This is a genomic window from uncultured Microbacterium sp., assembly GCF_945952435.1.
GTDB lineage: Bacteria > Actinomycetota > Actinomycetes > Actinomycetales > Microbacteriaceae > Microbacterium.
In genome coordinates, this window is record NZ_CAMFHZ010000007.1 from 1 (window position 1) to 20,551 (window position 20,551).

General features: G+C 72.2%; 27 protein-coding genes. 24 read left to right on the top strand and 3 right to left on the bottom strand.

Annotation, left to right across the window (positions count from 1 at the left end; genetic code table 11):
* Positions 1 to 349 precede the first annotated feature (349 nt).
* Together Q0P88_RS05040 and Q0P88_RS05045 are read left to right on the top strand one after the other, a co-directional pair.
* Positions 350 to 559, top strand: coding sequence for a heavy-metal-associated domain-containing protein (locus tag Q0P88_RS05040; protein WP_295011978.1), 210 nt, complete (start codon positions 350 to 352; stop codon positions 557 to 559).
* 13 nt (positions 560 to 572) lie between these two features.
* Entirely contained in the window at positions 573 to 2,813 is a 2,241-nt protein-coding gene (locus tag Q0P88_RS05045; protein WP_295011742.1) for a cation-translocating P-type ATPase, read from the top strand.
* Positions 2,814 to 2,836: 23 nt separating this feature from the next.
* On the opposite strand, the gene Q0P88_RS05050 is transcribed toward Q0P88_RS05045, so the two are convergent.
* Positions 2,837 to 3,805, bottom strand: coding sequence for a DMT family transporter (locus Q0P88_RS05050; RefSeq protein ID WP_295011744.1), 969 nt, complete (start codon positions 3,803 to 3,805; stop codon positions 2,837 to 2,839).
* A gap of 71 nt (positions 3,806 to 3,876) precedes the next feature.
* Between Q0P88_RS05050 and Q0P88_RS05055 the strand changes: the two genes are divergently transcribed.
* The 3 genes from Q0P88_RS05055 (at position 3,877) to Q0P88_RS05065 (ending at position 6,378) form a co-directional block, all read left to right on the top strand.
* Positions 3,877 to 4,728, top strand: coding sequence for a LysR family transcriptional regulator (locus Q0P88_RS05055; protein WP_295011745.1), 852 nt, complete (start codon positions 3,877 to 3,879; stop codon positions 4,726 to 4,728).
* Between the two features lie 93 nt (positions 4,729 to 4,821).
* Positions 4,822 to 5,658, top strand: coding sequence for a DUF4436 family protein (locus Q0P88_RS05060; RefSeq protein ID WP_295011747.1), 837 nt, complete (start codon positions 4,822 to 4,824; stop codon positions 5,656 to 5,658).
* A gap of 63 nt (positions 5,659 to 5,721) precedes the next feature.
* Complete coding sequence (locus Q0P88_RS05065; RefSeq protein WP_295011749.1) at positions 5,722 to 6,378, top strand: nucleoside/nucleotide kinase family protein; 657 nt, start codon at positions 5,722 to 5,724, stop codon at positions 6,376 to 6,378.
* 15 nt (positions 6,379 to 6,393) lie between these two features.
* On the opposite strand, the gene Q0P88_RS05070 is transcribed toward Q0P88_RS05065, so the two are convergent.
* Entirely contained in the window at positions 6,394 to 7,431 is a 1,038-nt protein-coding gene (locus tag Q0P88_RS05070; RefSeq protein WP_295011751.1) for a LacI family DNA-binding transcriptional regulator, read from the bottom strand.
* A 151-nt stretch (positions 7,432 to 7,582) separates the two neighbouring features.
* Here Q0P88_RS05070 and Q0P88_RS05075 point away from each other — a divergent pair, with 151 nt between their 5' ends.
* The 19 genes from Q0P88_RS05075 (at position 7,583) to Q0P88_RS05165 (ending at position 19,480) form a co-directional block, all read left to right on the top strand.
* Positions 7,583 to 8,677: a substrate-binding domain-containing protein gene (locus Q0P88_RS05075; RefSeq protein WP_295011753.1), complete on the top strand. Its 1,095-nt coding sequence runs from the start codon at positions 7,583 to 7,585 to the stop codon at positions 8,675 to 8,677.
* 53 nt (positions 8,678 to 8,730) lie between these two features.
* Entirely contained in the window at positions 8,731 to 9,777 is a 1,047-nt protein-coding gene (locus Q0P88_RS05080; protein ID WP_295011755.1) for an ABC transporter permease, read from the top strand.
* Positions 9,774 to 10,553, top strand: a complete 780-nt coding sequence (locus Q0P88_RS05085; protein ID WP_295011758.1) for an ATP-binding cassette domain-containing protein — start codon at positions 9,774 to 9,776, stop codon at positions 10,551 to 10,553. Before Q0P88_RS05080 ends, Q0P88_RS05085 begins: the two co-directional genes overlap by 4 nt.
* An 11-nt stretch (positions 10,554 to 10,564) precedes the next feature.
* Positions 10,565 to 10,867, top strand: a complete 303-nt coding sequence (locus Q0P88_RS05090; RefSeq protein WP_295011760.1) for a putative quinol monooxygenase — start codon at positions 10,565 to 10,567, stop codon at positions 10,865 to 10,867.
* Entirely contained in the window at positions 10,864 to 11,781 is a 918-nt protein-coding gene (locus tag Q0P88_RS05095; protein ID WP_295011762.1) for a carbohydrate kinase, read from the top strand. Before Q0P88_RS05090 ends, Q0P88_RS05095 begins: the two co-directional genes overlap by 4 nt.
* Before the next feature lie 273 nt (positions 11,782 to 12,054).
* Complete coding sequence (locus tag Q0P88_RS05100) at positions 12,055 to 12,456, top strand: DoxX family membrane protein (RefSeq protein ID WP_295011765.1); 402 nt, start codon at positions 12,055 to 12,057, stop codon at positions 12,454 to 12,456.
* Positions 12,457 to 12,597: 141 nt separating this feature from the next.
* Positions 12,598 to 13,029, top strand: coding sequence for an Asp23/Gls24 family envelope stress response protein (locus Q0P88_RS05105; protein ID WP_295011767.1), 432 nt, complete (start codon positions 12,598 to 12,600; stop codon positions 13,027 to 13,029).
* Positions 13,026 to 13,217, top strand: coding sequence for a DUF2273 domain-containing protein (locus Q0P88_RS05110; RefSeq protein WP_295011769.1), 192 nt, complete (start codon positions 13,026 to 13,028; stop codon positions 13,215 to 13,217). Before Q0P88_RS05105 ends, Q0P88_RS05110 begins: the two co-directional genes overlap by 4 nt.
* Positions 13,214 to 13,552, top strand: a complete 339-nt coding sequence (locus Q0P88_RS05115) for a hypothetical protein (protein WP_295011771.1) — start codon at positions 13,214 to 13,216, stop codon at positions 13,550 to 13,552. Before Q0P88_RS05110 ends, Q0P88_RS05115 begins: the two co-directional genes overlap by 4 nt.
* Positions 13,549 to 14,133: a hypothetical protein gene (locus Q0P88_RS05120; protein ID WP_295011773.1), complete on the top strand. Its 585-nt coding sequence runs from the start codon at positions 13,549 to 13,551 to the stop codon at positions 14,131 to 14,133. Before Q0P88_RS05115 ends, Q0P88_RS05120 begins: the two co-directional genes overlap by 4 nt.
* A complete protein-coding gene (locus Q0P88_RS05125; RefSeq protein WP_295011775.1) occupies positions 14,130 to 14,732 on the top strand; it encodes a hypothetical protein in 603 nt (200 codons plus the stop codon). The genes Q0P88_RS05120 and Q0P88_RS05125 overlap by 4 nt, the downstream gene beginning before the upstream one ends.
* A gap of 52 nt (positions 14,733 to 14,784) precedes the next feature.
* Positions 14,785 to 14,991, top strand: coding sequence for a hypothetical protein (locus Q0P88_RS05130; protein WP_295011776.1), 207 nt, complete (start codon positions 14,785 to 14,787; stop codon positions 14,989 to 14,991).
* Positions 14,992 to 15,052: 61 nt separating this feature from the next.
* On the top strand, positions 15,053 to 15,265 hold the full coding sequence (locus Q0P88_RS05135; protein WP_295011778.1) for a CsbD family protein: 213 nt from the start codon (positions 15,053 to 15,055) through the stop codon (positions 15,263 to 15,265).
* 63 nt (positions 15,266 to 15,328) lie between these two features.
* Positions 15,329 to 15,904, top strand: coding sequence for an RNA polymerase sigma factor (locus Q0P88_RS05140; protein WP_295011780.1), 576 nt, complete (start codon positions 15,329 to 15,331; stop codon positions 15,902 to 15,904).
* Positions 15,901 to 16,614, top strand: a complete 714-nt coding sequence (locus tag Q0P88_RS05145; RefSeq protein ID WP_295011782.1) for a hypothetical protein — start codon at positions 15,901 to 15,903, stop codon at positions 16,612 to 16,614. Before Q0P88_RS05140 ends, Q0P88_RS05145 begins: the two co-directional genes overlap by 4 nt.
* Positions 16,611 to 16,916 (top strand): hypothetical protein, encoded by a 306-nt coding sequence (locus Q0P88_RS05150; RefSeq protein WP_295011784.1) that lies wholly within the window; start codon positions 16,611 to 16,613, stop codon positions 16,914 to 16,916. The genes Q0P88_RS05145 and Q0P88_RS05150 overlap by 4 nt, the downstream gene beginning before the upstream one ends.
* A gap of 97 nt (positions 16,917 to 17,013) precedes the next feature.
* Positions 17,014 to 17,259, top strand: coding sequence for a BatC protein (locus tag Q0P88_RS05155; RefSeq protein WP_295011786.1), 246 nt, complete (start codon positions 17,014 to 17,016; stop codon positions 17,257 to 17,259).
* Entirely contained in the window at positions 17,256 to 18,542 is a 1,287-nt protein-coding gene (locus tag Q0P88_RS05160; protein WP_295011788.1) for a cupin domain-containing protein, read from the top strand. Before Q0P88_RS05155 ends, Q0P88_RS05160 begins: the two co-directional genes overlap by 4 nt.
* Positions 18,539 to 19,480 carry a sucrase ferredoxin gene (locus Q0P88_RS05165; protein WP_295011791.1) on the top strand — a complete coding sequence of 314 codons (942 nt, stop codon included), beginning with the start codon at positions 18,539 to 18,541 and terminating at the stop codon, positions 19,478 to 19,480. The genes Q0P88_RS05160 and Q0P88_RS05165 overlap by 4 nt, the downstream gene beginning before the upstream one ends.
* A 111-nt stretch (positions 19,481 to 19,591) precedes the next feature.
* Here Q0P88_RS05165 and Q0P88_RS05170 read toward each other — a convergent pair whose 3' ends face one another.
* Positions 19,592 to 20,524, bottom strand: coding sequence for a DnaJ domain-containing protein (locus tag Q0P88_RS05170; RefSeq protein WP_295011792.1), 933 nt, complete (start codon positions 20,522 to 20,524; stop codon positions 19,592 to 19,594).
* Positions 20,525 to 20,551 lie beyond the last annotated feature (27 nt).

The window sequence follows — 20,551 nt, forward strand, 5'->3', positions numbered from 1 at the left end:
CGCCAACTAGCGTGGAATCCCTGGGGTTATCCGCCATCTCGAGCGGGAACCTACACAACTGATGTAGGTTCCTGTGGGTTTCACGCCGAACTGACATGTTCCACGGGTAGTTGGCAGGCACTTGGCATCGCTGCCACTTGCTATTGCTCGCGAGCTCGGCTGCAGTCCGACGACGATCCGCAGGCATCTCCGCGCGGCGGGACTGACGCACGGGGTGACGTAACCAGCGACGTCGCTCGGGCGACACATCGCGTCGCCCGGGAACCCACTGGCAGGGAATACCCCAGAGGGGTATCGTTGTTCAGACCCGATGAGGCGCCTGGACGGGCGCCGACAGGAGGCCGGAGAGATGTCGATCAACGAGTACCAGGTGACCGGGATGACGTGCGAGCACTGCGAGAGGTCCGTGCGCGAGGAGGTCGGCGAAATTGCGGGCGTCGAGGACATCCAGGTCAGTGCGCAGAGCGGCCGTCTCGTCGTCACCGCCGAGGGCGACCTCGACGACGCCGCCGTGCTGGCCGCGGTCGACGAGGCCGGCTACACGGCCGTCCGGCTCTGAGAGCGGAGTCGTCATGACCGCGACCGGCATCGAGCTGGAGATCGGCGGGATGACCTGCGCCTCCTGCGCGAACCGCATCGAGCGCAAGCTCAACAGGCTCGACGGCGTCACCGCGACCGTCAACTACGCGACCGAGAAGGCTCGCGTGACCGTCCCGGACGGCTACGACCCCGATCTGCTCATCGCCGAGGTGGAGCGGACCGGGTACACGGCCGCGCTGCCGTCGACCGTCGAGACGGCTCCGGTGCCGGATCGTCCCGCGCACCAAGACGATCCTGAGCTCGCCGCGCTGCGTCAGCGTCTGATCGGATCCCTCGCACTGACGATCCCCGTGATCGCGATGGCGATGATCCCCGCTCTCCAGTTCACGTACTGGCAGTGGGCGTCGCTCGCGCTCGCCGCACCGGTCGTCGTGTGGGGGGCCTGGCCCTTCCATCGCGCGGCGTGGACCAACCTGCGCCACGGCGCGGCGACGATGGACACGCTGGTCTCGCTCGGGGTTTCCGCCGCCTTCCTGTGGTCGCTCTACGCGCTCTTCCTCGGCACGGCAGGGGAGCCCGGCATGGTGCATCCGTTCGCGTTCTCCCTGACGCGCTCGGACGGCGCCGGCAACATCTACCTCGAGGCCGCCGCGGGTGTGACCACGTTCCTCCTCGCCGGTCGCTACGTCGAGAAGCGGGCGAAGCGGCAGGCGGGGGCGGCGCTGCGGGCTCTCCTTGCCCTCGGTGCGAAGGACGTCGCCGTGCTGCGTGCCGGCGTGGAGCAGCGGATCCCGGTCGAGGAGCTCCGGGTGGGGGACGAGTTCGTCGTGCGCCCGGGGGAGAAGATCGCGACCGACGGGATCGTCGTGTCGGGGTCCTCCGCGATCGACGCCTCGATGCTCACCGGCGAGTCGGTGCCGGTCGAGGTCGCGGCCGACGATGTCGTGGCAGGGGCCACCGTCAACGCCGGAGGGCGGCTCGTCGTCCGCGCGACCCGGATCGGATCCGACACGCAGCTGGCCCAGATGGCGAAGCTCGTCGAAGACGCGCAGACCGGGAAGGCCGCCGTGCAGCGCCTCGCCGATCGGATCTCGGGCGTGTTCGTGCCCATCGTCCTCGTGATCGCCGTGGTCACGCTCGTCGTCTGGCTGATCGCCGGCTTCGGGGCGACCGCCGCGTTCACCGCCGCCGTCGCCGTGCTGGTGATCGCCTGCCCCTGTGCGCTGGGGCTCGCCACTCCGACCGCGCTGCTGGTCGGCACGGGGCGGGGAGCGCAGCTGGGGATCCTGATCAAGGGGCCAGAGACGCTCGAGTCGACGCGGACGGTCGACACGATCGTCCTGGACAAGACCGGCACGCTCACCACCGGACGCATGACGCTCGTCGACGTGCTCGCGGAGGACGGGGTCGATCGAAGCGACCTGCTGCGCTTCGCCGGGGCTCTCGAGCACGCCTCCGAGCACCCGATCGCGCGGGCGATCGCCCACGCCGCCGCCGCGGAGGTCGGCGCGCTCCCCGTGCCGGAGGACTTCGCCAACGTTGAGGGTCTCGGAGTGCAGGGCATCGTCGACGGGCACGCCGTCGTGGTCGGGCGCCCCGCGTTCCTCGCGACCTGGTCCCAGCATCCGTCCCCGGCGCTCGCCGCGGCACAGGCCGAGGCCGAGCGCCAAGGGAGGACGGTCGTCGCCGTGGGCTGGGACGGCGCCGCGCGGGGCATCCTCGTGGTCGCGGACACGCTCAAGCCGACGAGCGCCCAGGCGGTCGGCGAGCTCGAAGCCCTCGGGCTCCGGCCCGTGCTGCTGACGGGTGATAACGAAGCGGTCGCCCGACGGATCGCCGCCGAGGTGGGGATCGACGAGGTGCACGCAGGCGTGCTGCCGCAGGACAAGGTCGCCGTGATCGCGGAGCTGCAGGCCTCCGGACGGGTGGTCGCGATGGTCGGCGACGGCGTGAACGACGCGCCCGCGCTCGCACAGGCCGACCTCGGGCTGGCGATGGGCACGGGGGCCGACGTGGCGATCGAGGCCTCCGACATCACGCTCGTGCGGGGGGACCTGCGCGCCGCGGTCGACGCGATCCGCCTCTCCCGCCGCACCCTCGGAACCATCAAGGGCAACCTGTTCTGGGCCTTCGCGTACAACGTGGCGGCGATCCCGATCGCGGCGCTCGGCATGCTGAACCCGATGCTCGCCGGCGCGGCGATGGCCCTGTCCAGCGTGTTCGTCGTCGCCAACAGCCTGCGCCTGAGGGCATTCCGCAGCGTCGCCCGCTAGCGCGATCCGGGTGGGCCGATCCCTCAGCGAGCGACCGGCTCACCCGGACCTTTCGCGGCGGGCGTCGCGGGAGGAAGCGGCCGTGCGAGGCGTCGGTGCAGCATCCCCTGGCTGGTGAGGATGCCCAGGATGACGATCGCACCGCCGACCGGCTCGAACCAGTGCACGTGCTCTCCGAGCAGGAGAACCCCGAGGACCACGCCCACCACCGGCGTGAGATAGGTGACCGTCGAAGCCCGGACGGGCCCCCACTCGCGGATCACCCTGGTGTACCAGATGTAGGCGACTCCGGTGCCCAGCACTCCGAGCGCCGTGACGCTCAGCACGACGGCCGGGCTCAGCGCCACGGGTCCTCCTGCGAGGAACGGTGCGAGCAGCAGGCTCACGAGCGCGGCCATCGCGAGCTGCGCGGAGGCGAGGGTGACCGCGTCGTAGGGCAGCCCGCTGACGAAGCGGCGCAGGTAGAGCCCGGAGAACCCGTAGCTGAGCGTCGCGCCGAGGCAGGCGAGCTGGGCGGGCAGCGTCGTGCTCAGGTCGGCGTCCCCGATGAGCCGCCAGGGTCCGCTCAGCACGACGACGCCCGCGATGCCGATCGCGAGTCCCGCGATGCGCGCCCGATCCAGGCGCTCCGTGCGGAGCACGAGGGGGGTGAGCAACAGCGTCATAATCGGCGTCGTGGCGTTGTAGATGCTGGCGAGACTGGAGGGGAGGACCTGTTCCGCCCCGGCGAAGAGCGAGAAGGGGATCACGCAGAACGTCGTGCCGACCACCGCCAGATGTGCCCACACGCGCAGCTCGCGCGGCCAGCGGCGTCGCGTCACGAGCATGATCACCGCGAGCGCCGCCGCTCCGAACAGGATGCGCCCGAGCACGACCTGCGCCGGCGAGAGGCCGCCGAGGCCGACCTTGATGAAAAGGAAGCTCGCACCCCAGACGAGCGACAGGGCGAGGAACGCGCCGACGGTGGCGGAGGACTTGCCGGAGCTCTGCATGGGGCCTAGTCTCGGAGCCGCCTCTTGCATGAGGCAAATGCATCGCGGTCATCACCGCATGAGGAGGATAGATGGCGCTCACGCTCGCCCAGCTGCGCGCCCTGACCAGCGTCGCGGAGTGCGGATCGTTCACGGTCGCGGCAGAGCGGCTGGGGATCAGCCAGTCCGCGGTGTCGCACGCCGTGGCAGGCCTCGAACGCGAGCTCGGGGGAAAGGTCCTCCAACGCGACAATGTGCTCGCGCTCACCGCGATCGGCCACCGCGTCCTCGATCACGCGCACGCCGTGCTCGCGTCGGTCTCCGCCCTGGAGAGCGCGGTGAGGCAGGACGGATCGGTCTCCGGATCCGTCCGGCTCGGTGCCGTCGCGACCGTGTGCCAGGGGCTGCTGCCCGAGCTGCTGCCGCTCTGGGCGGCGCGCCTGCCGCACGTCGAGGTGCTCATCTACGAGGGCGACGACGACGAGATGCCGGAATGGCTCGAGGCGGGCGTCGTGGACGCCGCGATCCTGGTCGAGCCCGCGCCGGACCCCGCGGGAGGGAAGCTGGTCGCGACCGACGAGTTCGCCGCGGTGGTCCGTCGCGACCACCCCCTCGCGGGGCTCGACGGGATCCCGCTCGCCGAGCTGCAGGTGGACGGTCTCATCGTCTCGAGCGGCGGGTGCGAGCGCCACGTCCGCCGGATGCACGAGGACGAGGGCCTCCCGTTCGCGTTCTCGCATCGGGTGCGTGAGATGAGCACGCTCTTCCGCATGGTGGAGCAGGGCATGGGCGTGGCGATCGTCCCCTCGCTGGGGCGCGGCATGCTGCCCGACGGGCTGGTCATGCGCCCGCTCGCCGCGCCTCGGCCGCGTCGCCTCGTGCTCGCCGGGCCGACGTCGCGACCCTGGCACCCCCTCGCCCAGGCCCTCGTGGATGCCCTGTGAGGGCGTCCGCCCGCGGCCCGCAGCGGAGCAGACGGACCGGTCGACGTGCGGGTCGTGCCGGACGCGGTGCGGTCGCGCCGCGATACTGAGGCGATGAACCGCTCCACGCGCTCGATCCTCCGGCTGAGCCTCGCCGCGGTCTCGCTCGTCCTGCTCGCCGTGGTCCTGGGCACTCTGGCCTGGTGGTTCACCGAGGAGCGGGTCGTGGCATCGCCCGGGCGCTCCTCCGCCGCGATCCACGTCGAGGCGACGGTGGATCGCATCGACACGGCGGCGAACACGGCGCGGGTCACGTGGGTGATCGAGCCGGAGCGTTCGCTGACCGACGACGGGGCTCTGCGTCGCGACGTCGTCGTGCGCATCCCGGCGCTCTCGGAGGACGACATCGTGCTCGCGAAGGGGAGCGTGCCGGCGCCCCGGTCGTCGACGCTGGAGCTGAGTGCGGGCGATGCCACCGCCTACCCCTTCGACGCGTACCGGGGGAGCATCGCGGTCAGTGCGGAGTCCGAGGGGACCCCGCTGTCCACGGCCCTCTCGATCAGCCAGTCCGACGCCGGTTTCACGATCGACGGCGCGGCCCGCATGGCCGACGACGATGCGTCGGCCACGGTCACCATGCAGCGCACCCTCGGGACGCGGACGTTCGCCGTGTTCATGGCCGCCGTCATGTGGGCGCTGGCGCTGAGCGTCGCGATCGCCGCGTACGTCATCACCCGGGGACGGCGGGGCTTCGTCTGGCCGGCCATGGGCTGGATGGCGGCGACGCTGTTCGCCCTCGTCGCGTTCCGCAACGCGGCGCCGGGCGCTCCGCCCATCGGGTGCCTGCTCGACATGACCGCGTTCTTCTGGGCCGAGGCCGTGGTCGTCGCGGCCCTCGTCTGGGTGGTCGTGCGGGGTCTGCCGATCGAGTTCCCGGCCGACGACGCCTGAGCGGTCCTCGCTCTGGTCCGCCCGACCCTGCGGCCACGCGGGCGTACGGAGGAGAATGCTTCCGTGCCCGGAGAACCCCACGCCGACGTCCCGTCCTTCCTCCCTCCCCGCCTCGTCGATCGGGCGCAGGCGCTCGCCGCGCGGGACGCGCGTGTCGTGCTCGGGATCGTGGGAGAGCCCGGCGCAGGCAAGACCACCCTCGCCGTCGCGGTGCTGGCGGCGCTGAGGGAGCGCGGCGTCCCCGTCGCGTGGCTCCCGATGGACGGCTTCCACCTGGGCGACGCGAGTCTGGACGCGCTCGGGCTGCGCGAGCGCAAGGGCGCCGTGGAGACCTTCGACGGGTGGGGCTACCTGGCGACCCTGCGCCGCGTCCTGGCCGAGACGGATCACCCCGTCTACGTCCCCGGGTTCGAGCGCACCCTGGAGCAGCCGATCGCGGCGGACCGGGTGATCCCGCCCGGCCCCGCGCTCGTCGTCACCGAGGGCAACTACCTTCTCGACGAGACGGAGCCGTGGGCGTTCGTGCGCCGGAGCGTGGCGGAGGTCTGGTACGCCGACGTGCCTCAGGCGGTGCGGCGCAGGCGGCTCGTCGACCGGCATGTCGCGTACGGCAAGTCGCCCGAGGCGGCGCGGGCCTGGGTCGCCGCGGTCGACGAGCCCAACGCGGAGCGGATCCGCGCCCGTCGCGCGCTCGCGGACGTGATCGTCCCGGTCGGCTGAGAGATCGGGCGGTCCTCAGGCGGGACGGATCTCGCCGGAACCGCGCGGGACGAGGTCCACCGGCACCACCGTGGTCTCGTGCGGGAGGCGGGCGCCGGCGTCCAGGGACGCGAAGACCCGCTCCGCGGCGAGCCGGCCGATCTCCTGCGGACGCTGCGCGACGACGCTGATCCCGGGATCCATCAGGTCGGCGAGCTCGATGTCGTCGAAGCCGATGAGGGCGACGTCGTTGTGGCGCCCGAGCTTGCGCAGAGCGTGCACGGCGCCGACCGTGATGAGGTTCTGCCCGCTCACGATCGCCGTCGGCGCGTCCGGCGCCCCGAGCAGGGCCATGACCGCGCGTTCCGCCGCGTCCTGGTCGGAGAGGTCGGCGACGATCGTCGCGGCCTCGGCGGGGAGGCCGAACTCGTCGAGCGCGGCGAGGAATCCGCGCTCGCGCTCCTGCGCGGTCCAGATCTCGCGGCGGTCGATGAGCAGGGCGATCCGTCGGTGGCCGAACCCGAGCACATGGCGGGTCGCCAGGCGCGCGCCGCCGACGTTGTCGGAGCGCACCCGATCCGCGTCGTAGCCCGACTGCTCGCGGTCGATGAACACGACCGGCAGGTTCGGCGGGATCAGCTCGGCGAGGTAGGCCTGGCTCTGGGCCACCGAGGTGAGGATCAGCCCGTCGACCTTGCGGCGGACGAACGCCTCGATCGCCGCGAGCTCGCGCTCCGGGTCGTCGTCCAGGCTCGAGGCGAACACGGCGACGTCCCGATGGATCGCGACGTCCTCGACGGCGCGGTGGATCGTGGCGGAGAACGGGTTGGCGACGCTGCCGAGCAGCAGTCCGAGGGAGCGGGTGCGGGTCGTGGTGCGGCGCAGGTTCGCCGCGTGCGCATCCGGCTCCCAGCGCAGTTCGGCGATCGAGGCCCGCACCCGCGCGGCGGTCGCCGGCGCGACGTTGGGCTCGTCGTTGACGACACGCGACACGGTCTTGGTGCCGACGCCCGCGTGGCGCGCAACCTCCCGGATCGTGACCCGTCCGCCGGAACGCGGCGATAACGATGTCATCACTCTCGCCTCGTTTCTCACTGTGCTCTTGCACCTTATCGATTCCCGGGGTAGAACTGTGCCTGACACCGTTGTCAGGCGGCCGGCCCGCCCGGGTGTTTCCAATGATGCAACCCCCGATCCTGTAAGGACAGCAAAGATGCCTCTGCACATGACCCGCCGCACGAAGCTCGCCGTCGCGGCCTCTCTCGCCACCGTCGCCGCCCTCTCCCTGAGCGCCTGTTCGTCGAGCGGCGCGGGCGCCGGATCCACCGTCGGTCCGAACGACGAGGTCGGCGTCACGCTGATCGTCAAGACCACGACCAACCCCTACTTCGTCTCGATGGAGGACGCGGCCAAGGCCGACGCGAAGAAGGCCAACGTGAAGCTCACCCTCGCCGCAGGGAAGAAGGACGGCGACACGGACAGCCAGATCCAGGCGATCGAGAACGCGATCTCCCGCGGCGACAAGGGCATCCTGATCACACCCAACGGCACGGCCGTCAACAACGAGATCGCGAAGGCGCGCAAGGCGGGCCTCTACGTGATCGCACTCGACACGGTGCCGGATCCGGCCGACTCCGTCGACATCACCTTCGCGACAGACAACTTCGCGGCCGGTGAGCTGATCGGCAAGTGGACCGCCGCGAAACTGGACGGCAAGAAGGCCACGATCGCGATGCTCGACCTGTTCAGCGACCAGATCGTCACCGTCGACACCGACCGCGACCAGGGCTTCCTCAAGGGCATGGGCATCGCGGTCCCCGACAAGAGCAAGAACGGATCCGAGGCCGCGAGCGGAAGCTACACCGGGGGCAAGGGCGGCGACTACACGGTGGTCGGTCACCAGGCGACCCAGGGCGCCGAGGACGGCGGCCGCTCGGCGATGGAGACGCTGCTGTCGAAGAGCCCGGACATCAACGTCGTCTACACGATCAACGAGCCTGCCGCGTACGGCGCGTACCAGGCGCTGAAGGCGGCCGGCAAGGAGAAGGACGTGACGATCGTCTCGATCGACGGCGGCTGCACGGGCGTCGGCTACGTCAAGGACGGCATCATCGGCGCAACCGCTCAGCAGTACCCGTCGAAGATGGCGTCGCTCGGCATGGAGGCCATCGCCAAGATCGCCCGCGGCGGCGAGAAGCCCAAGCCCACCGACGGCCTCGACTTCTTCAGCACCGGCCAGAAGCTCGTCACCGACCAGGCCGTGAGCGGCCTGGAGAGCATCACGACCGCCGACGCCGCCAGCACCTGCTGGGGCAAGTGACCTCGGGTGCGCCGGCGACGCCGCCGGCGCACCCCCGACTCCGGGAGAACCAGATGTCAGAAACCACCACCGCTCCGGCGGATCCGCCCACGTCGGCGCTGCATCTCGCCGACGAATTCCTCAACCGCCAGACGCCGATCCAGCGTGTGCGGGCGATCCTCTACCGCTACCCCGCGATCAGCCCGGCCATCGTCCTGGTCATCGCCGTCGTCGTCTTCGGCGTGATCAACCCGCGCTTCCTCGCCCCCAACAACCTCTCGCTCATCACCCAGCAGGTCGCGGTGATCGGCACCCTCGGCGTCGCGGAGACGCTCGTGATCCTGACCGCCGGCATCGACCTCTCGGTCGGCGCCGCGATGGTGCTCAGCTCGGTTGTGATCGGCAACGCCGCCGCCGGCATGGGCGTCCCCGGGATCCTCGCCCTGCTCATCGGTCTCGTGACGGGTCTCGTGACGGGCCTCATCAACGGCATGCTCGTCACCCGGCTGAACCTGCCGCCGTTCATCGTGACGCTGGGGACGCTGAGCATCTTCACGGCCCTCACGCTCCTGCTCTCGAACGGTGCGACCGTGCAGGGCAACAAGCTGCCCGACATCATCACGTGGACGGGCAGCACGTTCCACATCGGCGTCGACGTCACGTTCGGGGTGCTGCTCATGCTGGTGCTCTACGTGGTGATCGCCTTCGCGCTGGGGCGCACGGCCTGGGGGCGCCACGTCTACGCGGTGGGCGACGATAAGGAGGCCGCGCGCCTGAGCGGCATCCGGGTGAACCGCGTGCTGCTGAGCGTCTACCTCGTCGCCGGCGCGATCGTCGCCGTGGCCGCGTGGATCCAGATCGGGCGCGACTTCGGTTCCAGCCCGAACGCGGCCGTCGACGCCAACCTCAACGCGATCACCGCCGTCGTGATCGGTGGCATCAGCCTCTTCGGCGGACGCGGCAACGTGTGGGGCACCCTGCTCGGTGCGCTCATCGTCGGCGTGTTCCGCAACGGCCTCGCCCTCGCCGGGCTGGACGTGCTCTACCAGACCCTCGCCGTCGGCATCCTCGTCATCGTCGCGGTCTCCATCGACCAGTGGATTCGGAAGGTGCGCAAGTGAACGCCTCAGCAACCGAGACCCGCACGCCCGTCCTGTCGGCGAAGCGGCTCGTCAAGACCTACGGTCACGTCATCGGCCTCGACGGTGTCAGCCTCGACCTCTACGCCGGGGAGGTGCTCGCCATCATCGGCGACAACGGCGCGGGCAAGACCACCCTCATCAAGTGCCTCACGGGCGCGGAGATCCCGGACGGCGGGGAGCTGCTGCTGGACGGGCAGCCGGTGCACTTCCGCCGGCCCCAGGACGCCCGCGACGCCGGGATCGAGACGGTCTACCAGTCGCTCGCCGTCTCGCCCGCGCTCGACGTGGCGAGCAACATGTACCTGGGCCGCGAGCTGCGCCGCCCGGGACCCCTCGGATCGGTGCTGCGCATGCTCGACACCAAGACCATGCGCAAGAACGCCCGCGACGAGCTGACCCGCCTGGGGATCTCGACCCTGCAGGACGTGACCGTGCCGATCGAGAACCTGTCGGGCGGTCAGCGGCAGGCGGTGGCCGTGGCGCGGGCGGCGGCGTTCGGATCCAAGGTCGTCGTCCTCGACGAGCCGACGGCCGCGCTCGGTGTGCGCGAGGGCAACCAGGTGCTGGAGCTCATCAAGCGCCTCCGCGACACGGGCGTGCCCGTGATCCTGATCAGCCACAACATGCCGCACGTGTTCGAGGTCGCGGACCGGATCCACATCCAGCGCCTCGGCAAGCGCGCGGGCACCATCACGCCGCAGTCGCACACCATGAGCGAGGCCGTGGCCATCATGACCGGCGCGCAGACCCTGTGAGGCCGGATCCCGTGGCCGAGGAGAAGCACCTCTACGCCGAGTTCCGGGCGTTCCCCGGCGCGGGCGATGCCGTCGCATCGCTCGTCGCCGGGTATCGCGCGAAGGTCCTCGCGGAGCCGGGCACCGTGCGCTTCGACGCGCATCGTCTGCGCGACGACCCGAACCGCTTCTTCATCTACGAGGCCTACGCCGACGATGCGGCCTTCCGGGCGCATGTGGGATCGTCGTACTGCGCGGAGTTCAACGACGCCCTCGCCCCGCTCGTCGTCGGGGGAGGATCGACCCTGACCTGGCTGGAGGCCGTGCCCGCATGACGAACACCCGTGTCCTCGTGATCGGCGAGGCCCTCATCGACGTCGTCGACCGCGGCGACGGAAGCGCCCCGGTGCGCCACGTCGGGGGGAGTCCGCTCAACGTCGCCTTCGGGCTCGCCCGTCTCGGCATCCCGACGACCTTCGCGACCGAGTTCGGCGACGACGCCGACGGCGCCGCGATCGCCGCGCACCTGGCCGGGGCGGGCGTCGAGGTCGCGCGGACCGCGGCAGGCGCCCACCGCACGGCGACGGCGCTCGCACGGATCCAGCCCGACGGATCCGCGGAGTACGTCTTCGACATCGACTGGACCTTCCCGCAACCGCCGCCGACCGACCGCGCCGACGTCGTGCACATCGGCTCGATCGGTTCGCTGCGCGCGCCGGGGGCGGTCGGCGTCCTCGCGCTCGTCGAGGGCCTTCCCTCCGACGTGCTGGTGACCTTCGATCCGAACGTGCGGCCGGCGCTCCTGCCCTCGGTCGTGGAGACGCGCGCGCTGGTCGAGCGCTACGCCGCCCGCGCGCAGGTGGTCAAGCTCAGCGACGAGGACGCGGCGTGGCTGTATCCCGAGGATCCGTCCTCGGCCCCCGCACGGCTGCTCGCGCAGGGGGCGCGGCTCGTCGCGGTCACGCACGGCGCGGAGGGCAGCGTGGTGCACACGGCGGGCGGGGAGCGGAGGGTGCCGGCGCGTCGCACCGCGGCCGTGGACACGATCGGCGCGGGGGACGCGTACATGTCCGGCCTCATCGCGGCGCTGCTCCCGCATGCGGACGCCCTGACCGGAGGGGAGGGCCTCGACGCGGACGCCCTCGACGCGGTCGGACGGGTCGCCGCCACGACGTCGAGCCTCACCGTCGCCCGCGCGGGGGCCATGCCGCCGACGGCCGAGGAGCTCGCCGCGGCGCTCGCCGGCTGACCGTTCCGGGCGGCGGCGCGCCCGCTACTCCGCGATCAGCCCCGCTACTGATGCGATCAGCGGCCCGTCCCGTAGTGCGCGGAGCCTGCGCGCGCGTGCAGCGCGGCTCGGCGAGGCGATGTGCCCGCGCCCCGGCGTGCACGGCTGAGCCAGGCAGATCGCGCATCCCCCTCCCGCCGTGCGATAGCCCAGCCGGCGGTCTTCTGCAACCCCTCCTCCTCGGCGCTCCCGTCCGCATAGCCTCGCGAAAGAGGTCAGGGAGGGGGACAGCGGATGGACGCCATCACCTCCGGCGCGACGCCGGTGCTCGTCGCGATCGTGCTGCTGCTCGTGCGTGCGGCGCTCGTCGTCGCGTTCGTCCGCGAGGCGGCGATCAAGCTCAAGGACGTCGCCGCCTTCGCGAAGAACGACGCGGTGCCGCTTCCTCTGGCGTGGTTCGTGACGATCGCCGAGCTGGCCGCAGCGCTCTCGCTCGCCTCGGGGATCCTCGCCCGCTGGGCCGCGATCGGAGTGATCCTGCTCATGCTCGTCACCACCGGCCTGCACGTGTTCCGGTGGCACAGCACGTACTGGGCGCAGAAGGGCGGCCCCGAGTACGACGTCCTACTGCTCGTCCTGGCGGCGGTGGTCGCCGTGTTCGGTCCCGGCGCGATCGCGATCCCGCTCGGCGGGTGAGATGCGCGTGACGGATGCCGGGGACGCCCAGGGAAAAAAATCTCGGCGAATGTGTGACGAATCGGATCCGGTATCCGACTTATCTGTATCACCGCACCGGTGAACCGCAGCGGATGCGGAGTCGAAGAGAGGAATGTTGAGATGGCGAACGACACCACGAACACGAACCGGACCGTGGCGGCGACCGACGCGAAGGGCAAGACGACGATCGAGGACGGCGTCGTCGCCAAGATCGCCGGCATCGCGGCGCGCGAGGTCCCCGGAGTCCACGCACTGGGCGGTGGCGCCGCACGCGTCGTCGGCGCGATCCGCGACGCCCTGAACTCGACGGACCTCGCCCAGGGCATCTCGGTCGAGGTGGGGGAGCGCCAGGTGGCCGTCGACGTCACGATCGTCGCGGAGTACCCCGTCGCGCTGCAGGACCTCGCGTCGGCCGTGCGCACGGCCGTCTACCGGGCGATGGAGGAGCTGGTCGGCATGGAGGTGACGGAGGTCAACGTCACGATCAACGACGTCCACATCCCGTCCGATGACGACTCGGCCGCCGAGACGCAGGAGGCGCGGGTCCGATGAACACCTCCCTCGTCGGCGCCGCCGCAGGTGCGGTGCTCGCTTTGACCTGGCTGACGTTCGGCTTCTGGGCGTGCGTCTTCGTGGCGCTGGCCATGCTGGTCGGCGTCGGCGTGGGTCGTGTGCTCGACGGACGGCTGGATCTCCGCGCCCTCGGCGAGGTGTTCCGCGGACGGCGCAGGTCGTCGTGAGCGGCGGCACTCCGGCGCCCGAGCGCGTCGAGCAGGGCCGCACGACGATCGCCGCCCGCGCGCTGCGCCGGGTGTCGGAGACGCTGGTCGCGAGCGCGGGGCACGTTCCCGCGGGCTCGGTCAGCGTCCATCTGGAGGACGACCGCGGCGCGTTGCGCGCCGACGTCGTCCTCCCTCTGGACCGTGAGCACGGCGCCCGGACCCTCGCCGAGCGGGGGGAGGACGTCCGAGAGGCGGTCATCGGCGGCATGGACCGGCTGGCGGGGCGACGGCTGTCGCGCGTCGACGTCCGGTTCACCGCCCCGAAGGAGAAGGAGAGGAGGACGGTCCGATGAGCGACATCGCACCCGCCGACGCGGCACCGAGGGCGGAGCGCACGATGCTGCGGCACGAGCTGGTCGCATCGCGCACGGCGCCCGCGGTGCTCGTCGCGACGATCGTGCTGATCGTTGTGGTCGGTGCCGTGGTCCTCGCCGTCTGGGCGCGGTTCGACGCGGGCCTCGCGTCGGCGATCGGAGGGATCGCAGATCGGACGATCCCGGTGCTCGATCAGCCCGCAGCGCGGATCGCACTCGCGGTCGTGCTGGCCCTCGTGGGCCTCGGGCTGCTCCTGCTCGCCGTCGTCCCCGGGCGCCGCGCGCGCCGAGGCCAGCTGAGGCAGGGCTTCGCGGTGGTCATGGACGACGGGATCGTCGCGGACGCCCTCGCCGGGGCGGTCTCCTCCCGCTGCGCACTGCCGCCGGAGCACGTCTCCGTGGTGCTCGGCCGCCGTCGCGCACGGGTGCATCTGCGCCCCGTGAGCGGAGTGGCGCTGGATCGGGAAGCCGCGGCGGACGCGGCGGAGACCGCGGCGCGCGCCCTCCGCGTGGAGCTGTCGGCCGTGGTGTCGGTCTCCGAACGAGGGAGTGTGGGATGAGGACCACGAACAGGCTCGTACTGCTGCTCAGCGGGCTGGTGGCGCTCGCCGGAGCCGTCCTGATCGCGCTGCCGCTGCTGCCGTCCACGATCGCGACGCCCGTCGTCGCCGTCGTGACGGACGCGGTCCGCGCCGTCACCGCCTTCTTCGCACCGTGGGCGATCGACGTCGCGGGAACGGGACGGATCGAGGGCCCAGTCGTCGCGGGCGCGGTCGCCGCGCTCGTGCTGGCCCTCCTGCTGATCTGGTTCCTGTCGACGCGACGTCAGGGCCGTCTCAGGACGGTTCTGCGGGTGCGGGAGCCGCAGGGCGCCACGACGGCCGACGAGGGCGTCGCCCAGGCCGTCCTCGCCGGCGATCTCGCCGATCGGGCGGACGTCCTGTCGGCGACCGTGCGAGGACGCGACGTCCGCCACGAGGCGACGCTGCGGATGCACGTCGTGCCGCGCAGCGGAGCGCCGCTGCGGATCCTGCTCGAGCAGGCTCAGCGGGCCTGCGAGGACTGGGCGGCACTGGCCGGGGAGCGCAGACCGATCGTGGTGCATCTGGCGGACCGACGCGGCTGGGACCGGCTGCGTTCCGCGACGAGGGTGCGCTGATCCGCGCCGAGGCGCCCTCGGCCGTACCGGAGTTCGACAACAGGAGGAAGACATGAAGAAGAACATCGTGATCCTTGCCGTGATCGTCGTCGCGGCCTATCTCGTCGGCGTCGAGTCCGGCAAGTCGCGGGACAAGAACTACGAGGATCTGCGCCATCAGATCGAACGGCTCTGGACGAGCCCCGATGCGCGCAAGGGACGCAAGAAGCTCGCGAAGAAGGTCGAGAAGTCGATCGCGCGGGCCACGTCCGGCCGCTGAGACGGCCAGAACCGACACAAGACCTCCGTGCGACGGGCGCGGACGACAGAAAGGAAAGCAGATGGGATTCGAGGAGAAGGCCGACGCCGCCGGCGACAAGTTCACCGGCAAGGTCAAGGAGACCGCGGGCGACGTGACCGGCAACGACCGCCTCGCGGCCGAGGGTCGCGCGGACCAGGCCAAGGGCCACATCAAGGACGCGGCCGAGAAGGTCAAGGACGCGGTCGAGGACGCGGCCGAGAACGTCAAGAAGCTGTTCGACAAGGACAAGTGAGCAGGATCGGGCGGGCGCCGCATCCGGCGCCCGCCCGATGACTTCAGGGGAGGGCGATCCGCCATGGCGGAGGTGGGTCTGGGAACGGCGCTGGACGATGCGGACGACCGCACCGTCGCGGGGCGCGCCGCGGACGGCGACGTCGAGGCGTTCGGGGTGCTCGTGCGCCGGTACACGCCGCTGCTGCGGGCCTACACGCGGCGCGTGATCAGCGGGGATGCGGGACTCGACGACATCGTTCAGGAGACGTGGGTGACGGCCTGGCGCCGGCTGCCGGGGCTGCAGGATCCCGGGGCGGTGCGCAGTTGGCTCATGCGGATCGTGAGTCGACGGGCCGTGGACGAGATGCGCGCACGGAGGCCGCAGGTCTCGCTCGACGCGGTCGAGAAATGGGAGATTCCCCTCCCCGCCGGGCACGCACCCGATCACCGGGCCGAGCGGCGTGCGGAGCTGGACGCCCTCCGTGCCGCGCTGTCGCGACTGCCGGACGCCCAGCGCGAGGCGTGGGTGCTCCGCGAGGTGGGAGGCGGCTCCTACGACGAGATCGCCGAGGAGATGCGGCTTCCGGTTAGCACCGTGCGAGGGCTCCTGGTCCGCGCGCGGAAGCAGATCATCGCAGGGATGGAGGAGTGGCGATGAGCGACGACGAGGGCCGCGCCGGCCCGATCCAGGCGCGCTTCGAGCCCGAGGATCTGGACGGGCACACGATCGACGAGCTCGTGGACTACCTCGACTCCGGTCGGGATCCCGTCGACCCCTCGATCGAGCAGTCCGCCGGATGCCGGATCGCCCTGGAGGCGCTGGAGCGCCTGCAGGGTCTCGGCCCTGCCCTGCTCGCACAGGACACCGCGGACGAACCTGCCGTCGACGACGACTGGGTCATGCGGATCATGGCGGGGATCGCCCGCGACGCCCGCGCCGGGCGGAGGATCCCGATCGCGCTCGACGACGAGGCGGACGAGGTCGTCGGCACCCGTGCGGAGTCGACCGACGCGGGGGATCCCGCGGTCGCCGGGCTCGACGCCGCGGAGGACGACGATCTCACCGACGACCTCGGGATGACCGAGGGCTCGGTCCGCGGGCTCATCCGCGGGGCGGAGAGCGCGGTGCCCGGCGTCCTCGTGGGGCGGTGCCGGTTGGACGGCGAGGTGGGCGAGATCGGCGCGCCGGTACGCGTGACCGTCGAGGTCAGCGTTCCCTACGGCACGAGGATCCCGGATCTGCTGGACGAGCTGCGCCAGGAGATCGCCCGACGGCTCGCGCAGCACACCGAGCTGGTCGTGGACGGGATCGACCTCGTCGTGCACGACGTGCGCCACGGGCACGCGGAGGGAGGGACGCGGCGATGAGCGATTCCCTCGCGGCACGCATCGAGCGCGCCCTTGCCCTGCTGCCCGGCATCGGTGAGATCTATCGGACCTCCGCGTTCGCCGAGGCGGTCGGCGCCGGTGCCAGGATGGTCGGCGCCGATACCTCCCTCGTGTCCGTGCGCGTCGGAGAGATCACCGAGATCGAGGCCTGCGTCGGCACCGACGGCACGCTGCCCGCGGCGCAGGTCGCGCGCGCCGCACGTCGCGCGATCCGGGGCGAGCTCGGCGACACCGCCGCGCGGATCCGGATCACGCTCGTCCACCTCGGCGCGGGACGCTGAGCGGACGGTCCTGGCGGTGTTGTCAACCCCCATTCCCTCCGCGGCCTCCGCGCCGTAGGGTCGGGATCAACACTCATCCCACCAGCGGAGGTTCTTCATGGGTATCAGCGACGACGACATCACGACGACCGGCCCTGGTGCCGGCGAGGGTCCCGCGGACGGCGGCGCGAACCCGAACGGACACGACGGGGGCGCGGACGGCTCGGCGGGCGAGGGCCCGGCCGACGGCGGCGCGAACCCGAACGGGCACGACGGGGGCGCGGACGGTTCCGCGGGCGAGGGTCCCGCGGACGGCGGCGCGAACCCGAACGGACACGACGGCGGCGCGGACGGCTCGGCTTGAGCCCCACGTCGGCAGACGCCCAGCGCGGGTCGGGCGACGCCCGGCCCGCGCTGTCGCGTCTGCTCGGATCCGGATCCGCCGAGCCGTCGGCCGCGACGGACGTCGAGACCTTCGCCGCCGACTACTGGAGCACCCGGCCGCTGCTGACCCGCGGTGCGGGCGACTTCTCCGATCTCTTCGACTCCGCGGCCGTCGACGAGCTCGTCGCCGATCGGGGACTGCGCACGCCCTTCGTGCGGATGGCCCGCGAGGGCTCCGTCCTGCCGGCGTCCCGGTTCACCTCGTCCGGAGGCTTCGGCGCCGAGATCGGCGACCAGCTCGACTCGGCGAAGGTCCTCGCCGAGTTCGCCGCAGGAACCTCGCTCGTGCTGCAGGGCCTGCACCGCACCTGGGAGCCGATCGCCCGTTTCACACGCGCCCTCGTCGCGGACCTCGGCCATCCCGCCCAGGTCAACGCCTACATCACCCCCGCGTCCTCGCGCGGGTTCGACCCGCACTACGACACGCACGACGTGTTCGTGATCCAGATCGCGGGGGAGAAGCGCTGGCGGATCCATGAGCCGGTGCACGAGGATCCGCTCGCCGACCAGCCGTGGAGCGACCATCGCGAGGCCGTCGGCGAACGCGCGGGGGGAGAGCCGTACATCGACGCGGTGTTCCGCCCGGGCGACGTGCTCTATCTGCCGCGCGGGTGGATCCACTCCGCCGTGGCGCAGGGCGGCACCTCGATCCATCTCACGATCGGCGTGCGCGCGACGACCCGCGACGACGTGCTCCGCCGCCTCCTCGCGCTCGCCGCGGGAGACGTCGAACTGCGCCGCTCGCTGCCGCTCGGCGTGGACTACACGGACCCGGCCGCCCTCGCCGATGTGATCGACGCGACCCGCGCCGCCGCGGCGCGCGCGATGGGCGCCGTCGACGACCGGGCGGTGGCGGACGACTTGCAGCGCGGGTTCGTGCCGTCGGTGCGGCCCGCGCCCGTGCGCCCCCTCGCGACCGTCGACCTGCTCGCCGACCTCGACCCGTCGACGGCGGTCCGCTGGCGGGACGGCCTGCGCGCGCGGGTGGTCGACGATCCGGACCTCGTGCGGATCCTGCTCCCGCATGCGACGGTGTCCCTCCCGGTCGAGGCGTCCACGGCGGTGCACGCGCTGCAGGACACGGGACATCGTCCGGGGGCCGGTCTGGCCGCCGGTGCCCTCCCGGCTCTCGACCCGGCCTCCTCGCTCGTCGTCGCGCGCCGGCTGCTGCGCGAGGGCGTGATCGTCCCGATCGGGCGGTGACCGTGCCGCAAGCGGAGCGCCGCGTGACGCCTCGTCGTGCCGACTGGGCGCGCTGCAGCGACCTCTCCGTCCTCCGCGAGGATCCGCTCGCGGGGACGGCCGGACTCGGCGACCGCTGGCTGCTCGTGGAGATCGACGGCGGCTGGGGGAGGCACGCGTTCCTCGACTCCGGGCTGGACCCGGGCATCGGGCGCGCCCTCGTGCGTCGCGCCGAGCACGCGGGGATCCGTCCGGTCGCGATCCGTCGTTTCGGCCGCCGTGCCGACGAACGCCGTCGGCAGAGTCGCGTGCAGTGGATGCTCGCCGATGTCCGGCCGGGGCGGGAGGAGATCCGCGGGGGAGTGGTCGCGGATCCGGCGGAACTGCTTGACGTGGCCCTGGACGGATCGGCCGGCGAGCCGATCGACGGACCGCTCGCGCTCGTGTGCACCCATGCCCGCCACGACCAGTGCTGTGCCGTGCGGGGACGTCCGGTCGCCGCCGCGCTCGCGGCGGCCGTCCCCGACCGGATCTGGGAGAGCTCGCATCTCGGCGGAGACCGGTTCGCCGCGACGATGCTCGTACTGCCCGGCGGGCTGCTGTACGGGCGCGTGCCCGCCGCGGCGGCCCTCGATCTCGTCGAGCGTGCGGAAGAGCGGCTCGTGGATCCTGCCCTCCTGCGCGGAAGGACCTGCTTCGCCCACACCGTGCAGGCCGCGCAGGCCGCCGTGCGCGCGGAGACCGGCGAGACCCGGATCGCCGCCTATGCGCCGATCGCGGAGACGGGTGAGGGCGAGGACCGGATCGTGACGCTCTCGGCGGAACCGTCCCGCCGAGGGAGCGTGCGGGTGCGCCTGCGCGCGACCTGGTCCGAGCCGCTGTTCAGCACGTGCGCGGCGACGACCGCGACGCCCGTCCGCGAGTGGGAGACGGTCTCGATCGCCTGGCGCGACGTCTGAGCGGCGGATCCGTCGCTTCCGGCGGAGCGTGTGCGGGCGTGCGCGGCAGGCCGCGGCACGAGCGCTCGCGGGTGTCCCGCCCTGCCGCTGGGCCTGCCGGATCCGGCGCCCTCAGGCGAAGCGGACCGCATGGCGGATCCGGGTGCGCAGGTCGAACACCTCGGTGCCGCCGATCGTGCGCGCGCCGGGGAATCCCTCGCGCAGCAGCGGACGCAGCGCGCTCTGGCGCACCACGACCACCGGCGTCCCGCGGATCGTGCCGAGCGGCGACGTCGCCGGGTACAGATCCTCGTCCGGCAGCACCAGGATCCCGCCCGTGAAGCGGACGCCCGCCGCGCGGGCGACCGTGCGGATCCGGCCGAGGAGCGCCGTGATCGGGGCGGGCGCATCCGGATCGGGGCCGATGATCTCGCCGCCGCGGAATCGGGCGATCCCGCCGAGATCCGCCGAGGTCAGGCCGTACAACCCGCTCGGGCCGAGCACGATGTGATCCAGCTTGTCGGTCGCCTCGGATCCGCTCCCCGACGCGGCGGAGGACGTCGCGACGTCGTGCCAGGCCGTGAACCCCATGCCGAGGTCGGCGATCGTGCGGGCCGTGCGCTCCCCGGCGAGGGCGTCGGCGAGGAGCCGTCGCAGGGCCCGCGGCACGGTGCGCACGAACGCGGGAGCGTACGGATCCGCGACCTCGGTGCCCGCCCACTTGGTGACCTCGGCGACGAACAGGCGGCGTCGCTGCGCACCCGCCTCGCCGTACGACTTGGCCCGCGGACGGGTGTCGGCCCGCACGTCCGGGGCGTGCCAGGCGTCCGCCGACACGGCGTCGTCGGCGAAGCCGTGTCCGCGATCGTACGCGGCACGCCGATCCGGGGCGCCGACGAGCTCCCACGCGCGCTGCACCTGGATGAACACGGCTGCTTCGCCGCCGGTGTCGGGGTGGGTGGCACGCAGCCGCAGACGGTACGCGCGACGCAGATCCTCGTCGGGGGCGTCGGCCGCGACGCCGAGCACCTCGTACGCCGACGCGGAGAGCGGACTGTCGAACATCGCCCTCCTCGGGTGCGGTGGTCTGCG

Excerpts from the sequence above, each read along its gene's own strand:
- Q0P88_RS05040 (WP_295011978.1), top strand. The coding sequence starts at position 350 with ATGTCGATCAACGAGTACCAGGTGACCGGGATGACGTGCGAGCACTGC.
- Q0P88_RS05045 (WP_295011742.1), top strand. The coding sequence starts at position 573 with ATGACCGCGACCGGCATCGAGCTGGAGATCGGCGGGATGACCTGCGCC.
- Q0P88_RS05050 (WP_295011744.1), bottom strand. The coding sequence starts at position 3,805 with ATGCAGAGCTCCGGCAAGTCCTCCGCCACCGTCGGCGCGTTCCTCGCC.
- Q0P88_RS05055 (WP_295011745.1), top strand. The coding sequence starts at position 3,877 with ATGGCGCTCACGCTCGCCCAGCTGCGCGCCCTGACCAGCGTCGCGGAG.
- Q0P88_RS05060 (WP_295011747.1), top strand. The coding sequence starts at position 4,822 with ATGAACCGCTCCACGCGCTCGATCCTCCGGCTGAGCCTCGCCGCGGTC.
- Q0P88_RS05070 (WP_295011751.1), bottom strand. The coding sequence starts at position 7,431 with ATGACATCGTTATCGCCGCGTTCCGGCGGACGGGTCACGATCCGGGAG.
- Q0P88_RS05075 (WP_295011753.1), top strand. The coding sequence starts at position 7,583 with ATGACCCGCCGCACGAAGCTCGCCGTCGCGGCCTCTCTCGCCACCGTC.
- Q0P88_RS05080 (WP_295011755.1), top strand. The coding sequence starts at position 8,731 with ATGTCAGAAACCACCACCGCTCCGGCGGATCCGCCCACGTCGGCGCTG.
- Q0P88_RS05095 (WP_295011762.1), top strand. The coding sequence starts at position 10,864 with ATGACGAACACCCGTGTCCTCGTGATCGGCGAGGCCCTCATCGACGTC.
- Q0P88_RS05100 (WP_295011765.1), top strand. The coding sequence starts at position 12,055 with ATGGACGCCATCACCTCCGGCGCGACGCCGGTGCTCGTCGCGATCGTG.
- Q0P88_RS05105 (WP_295011767.1), top strand. The coding sequence starts at position 12,598 with ATGGCGAACGACACCACGAACACGAACCGGACCGTGGCGGCGACCGAC.
- Q0P88_RS05110 (WP_295011769.1), top strand. The coding sequence starts at position 13,026 with ATGAACACCTCCCTCGTCGGCGCCGCCGCAGGTGCGGTGCTCGCTTTG.
- Q0P88_RS05120 (WP_295011773.1), top strand. The coding sequence starts at position 13,549 with ATGAGCGACATCGCACCCGCCGACGCGGCACCGAGGGCGGAGCGCACG.
- Q0P88_RS05125 (WP_295011775.1), top strand. The coding sequence starts at position 14,130 with ATGAGGACCACGAACAGGCTCGTACTGCTGCTCAGCGGGCTGGTGGCG.
- Q0P88_RS05130 (WP_295011776.1), top strand. The coding sequence starts at position 14,785 with ATGAAGAAGAACATCGTGATCCTTGCCGTGATCGTCGTCGCGGCCTAT.
- Q0P88_RS05135 (WP_295011778.1), top strand. The coding sequence starts at position 15,053 with ATGGGATTCGAGGAGAAGGCCGACGCCGCCGGCGACAAGTTCACCGGC.
- Q0P88_RS05140 (WP_295011780.1), top strand. The coding sequence starts at position 15,329 with ATGGCGGAGGTGGGTCTGGGAACGGCGCTGGACGATGCGGACGACCGC.
- Q0P88_RS05145 (WP_295011782.1), top strand. The coding sequence starts at position 15,901 with ATGAGCGACGACGAGGGCCGCGCCGGCCCGATCCAGGCGCGCTTCGAG.
- Q0P88_RS05150 (WP_295011784.1), top strand. The coding sequence starts at position 16,611 with ATGAGCGATTCCCTCGCGGCACGCATCGAGCGCGCCCTTGCCCTGCTG.
- Q0P88_RS05155 (WP_295011786.1), top strand. The coding sequence starts at position 17,014 with ATGGGTATCAGCGACGACGACATCACGACGACCGGCCCTGGTGCCGGC.
- Q0P88_RS05170 (WP_295011792.1), bottom strand. The coding sequence starts at position 20,524 with ATGTTCGACAGTCCGCTCTCCGCGTCGGCGTACGAGGTGCTCGGCGTC.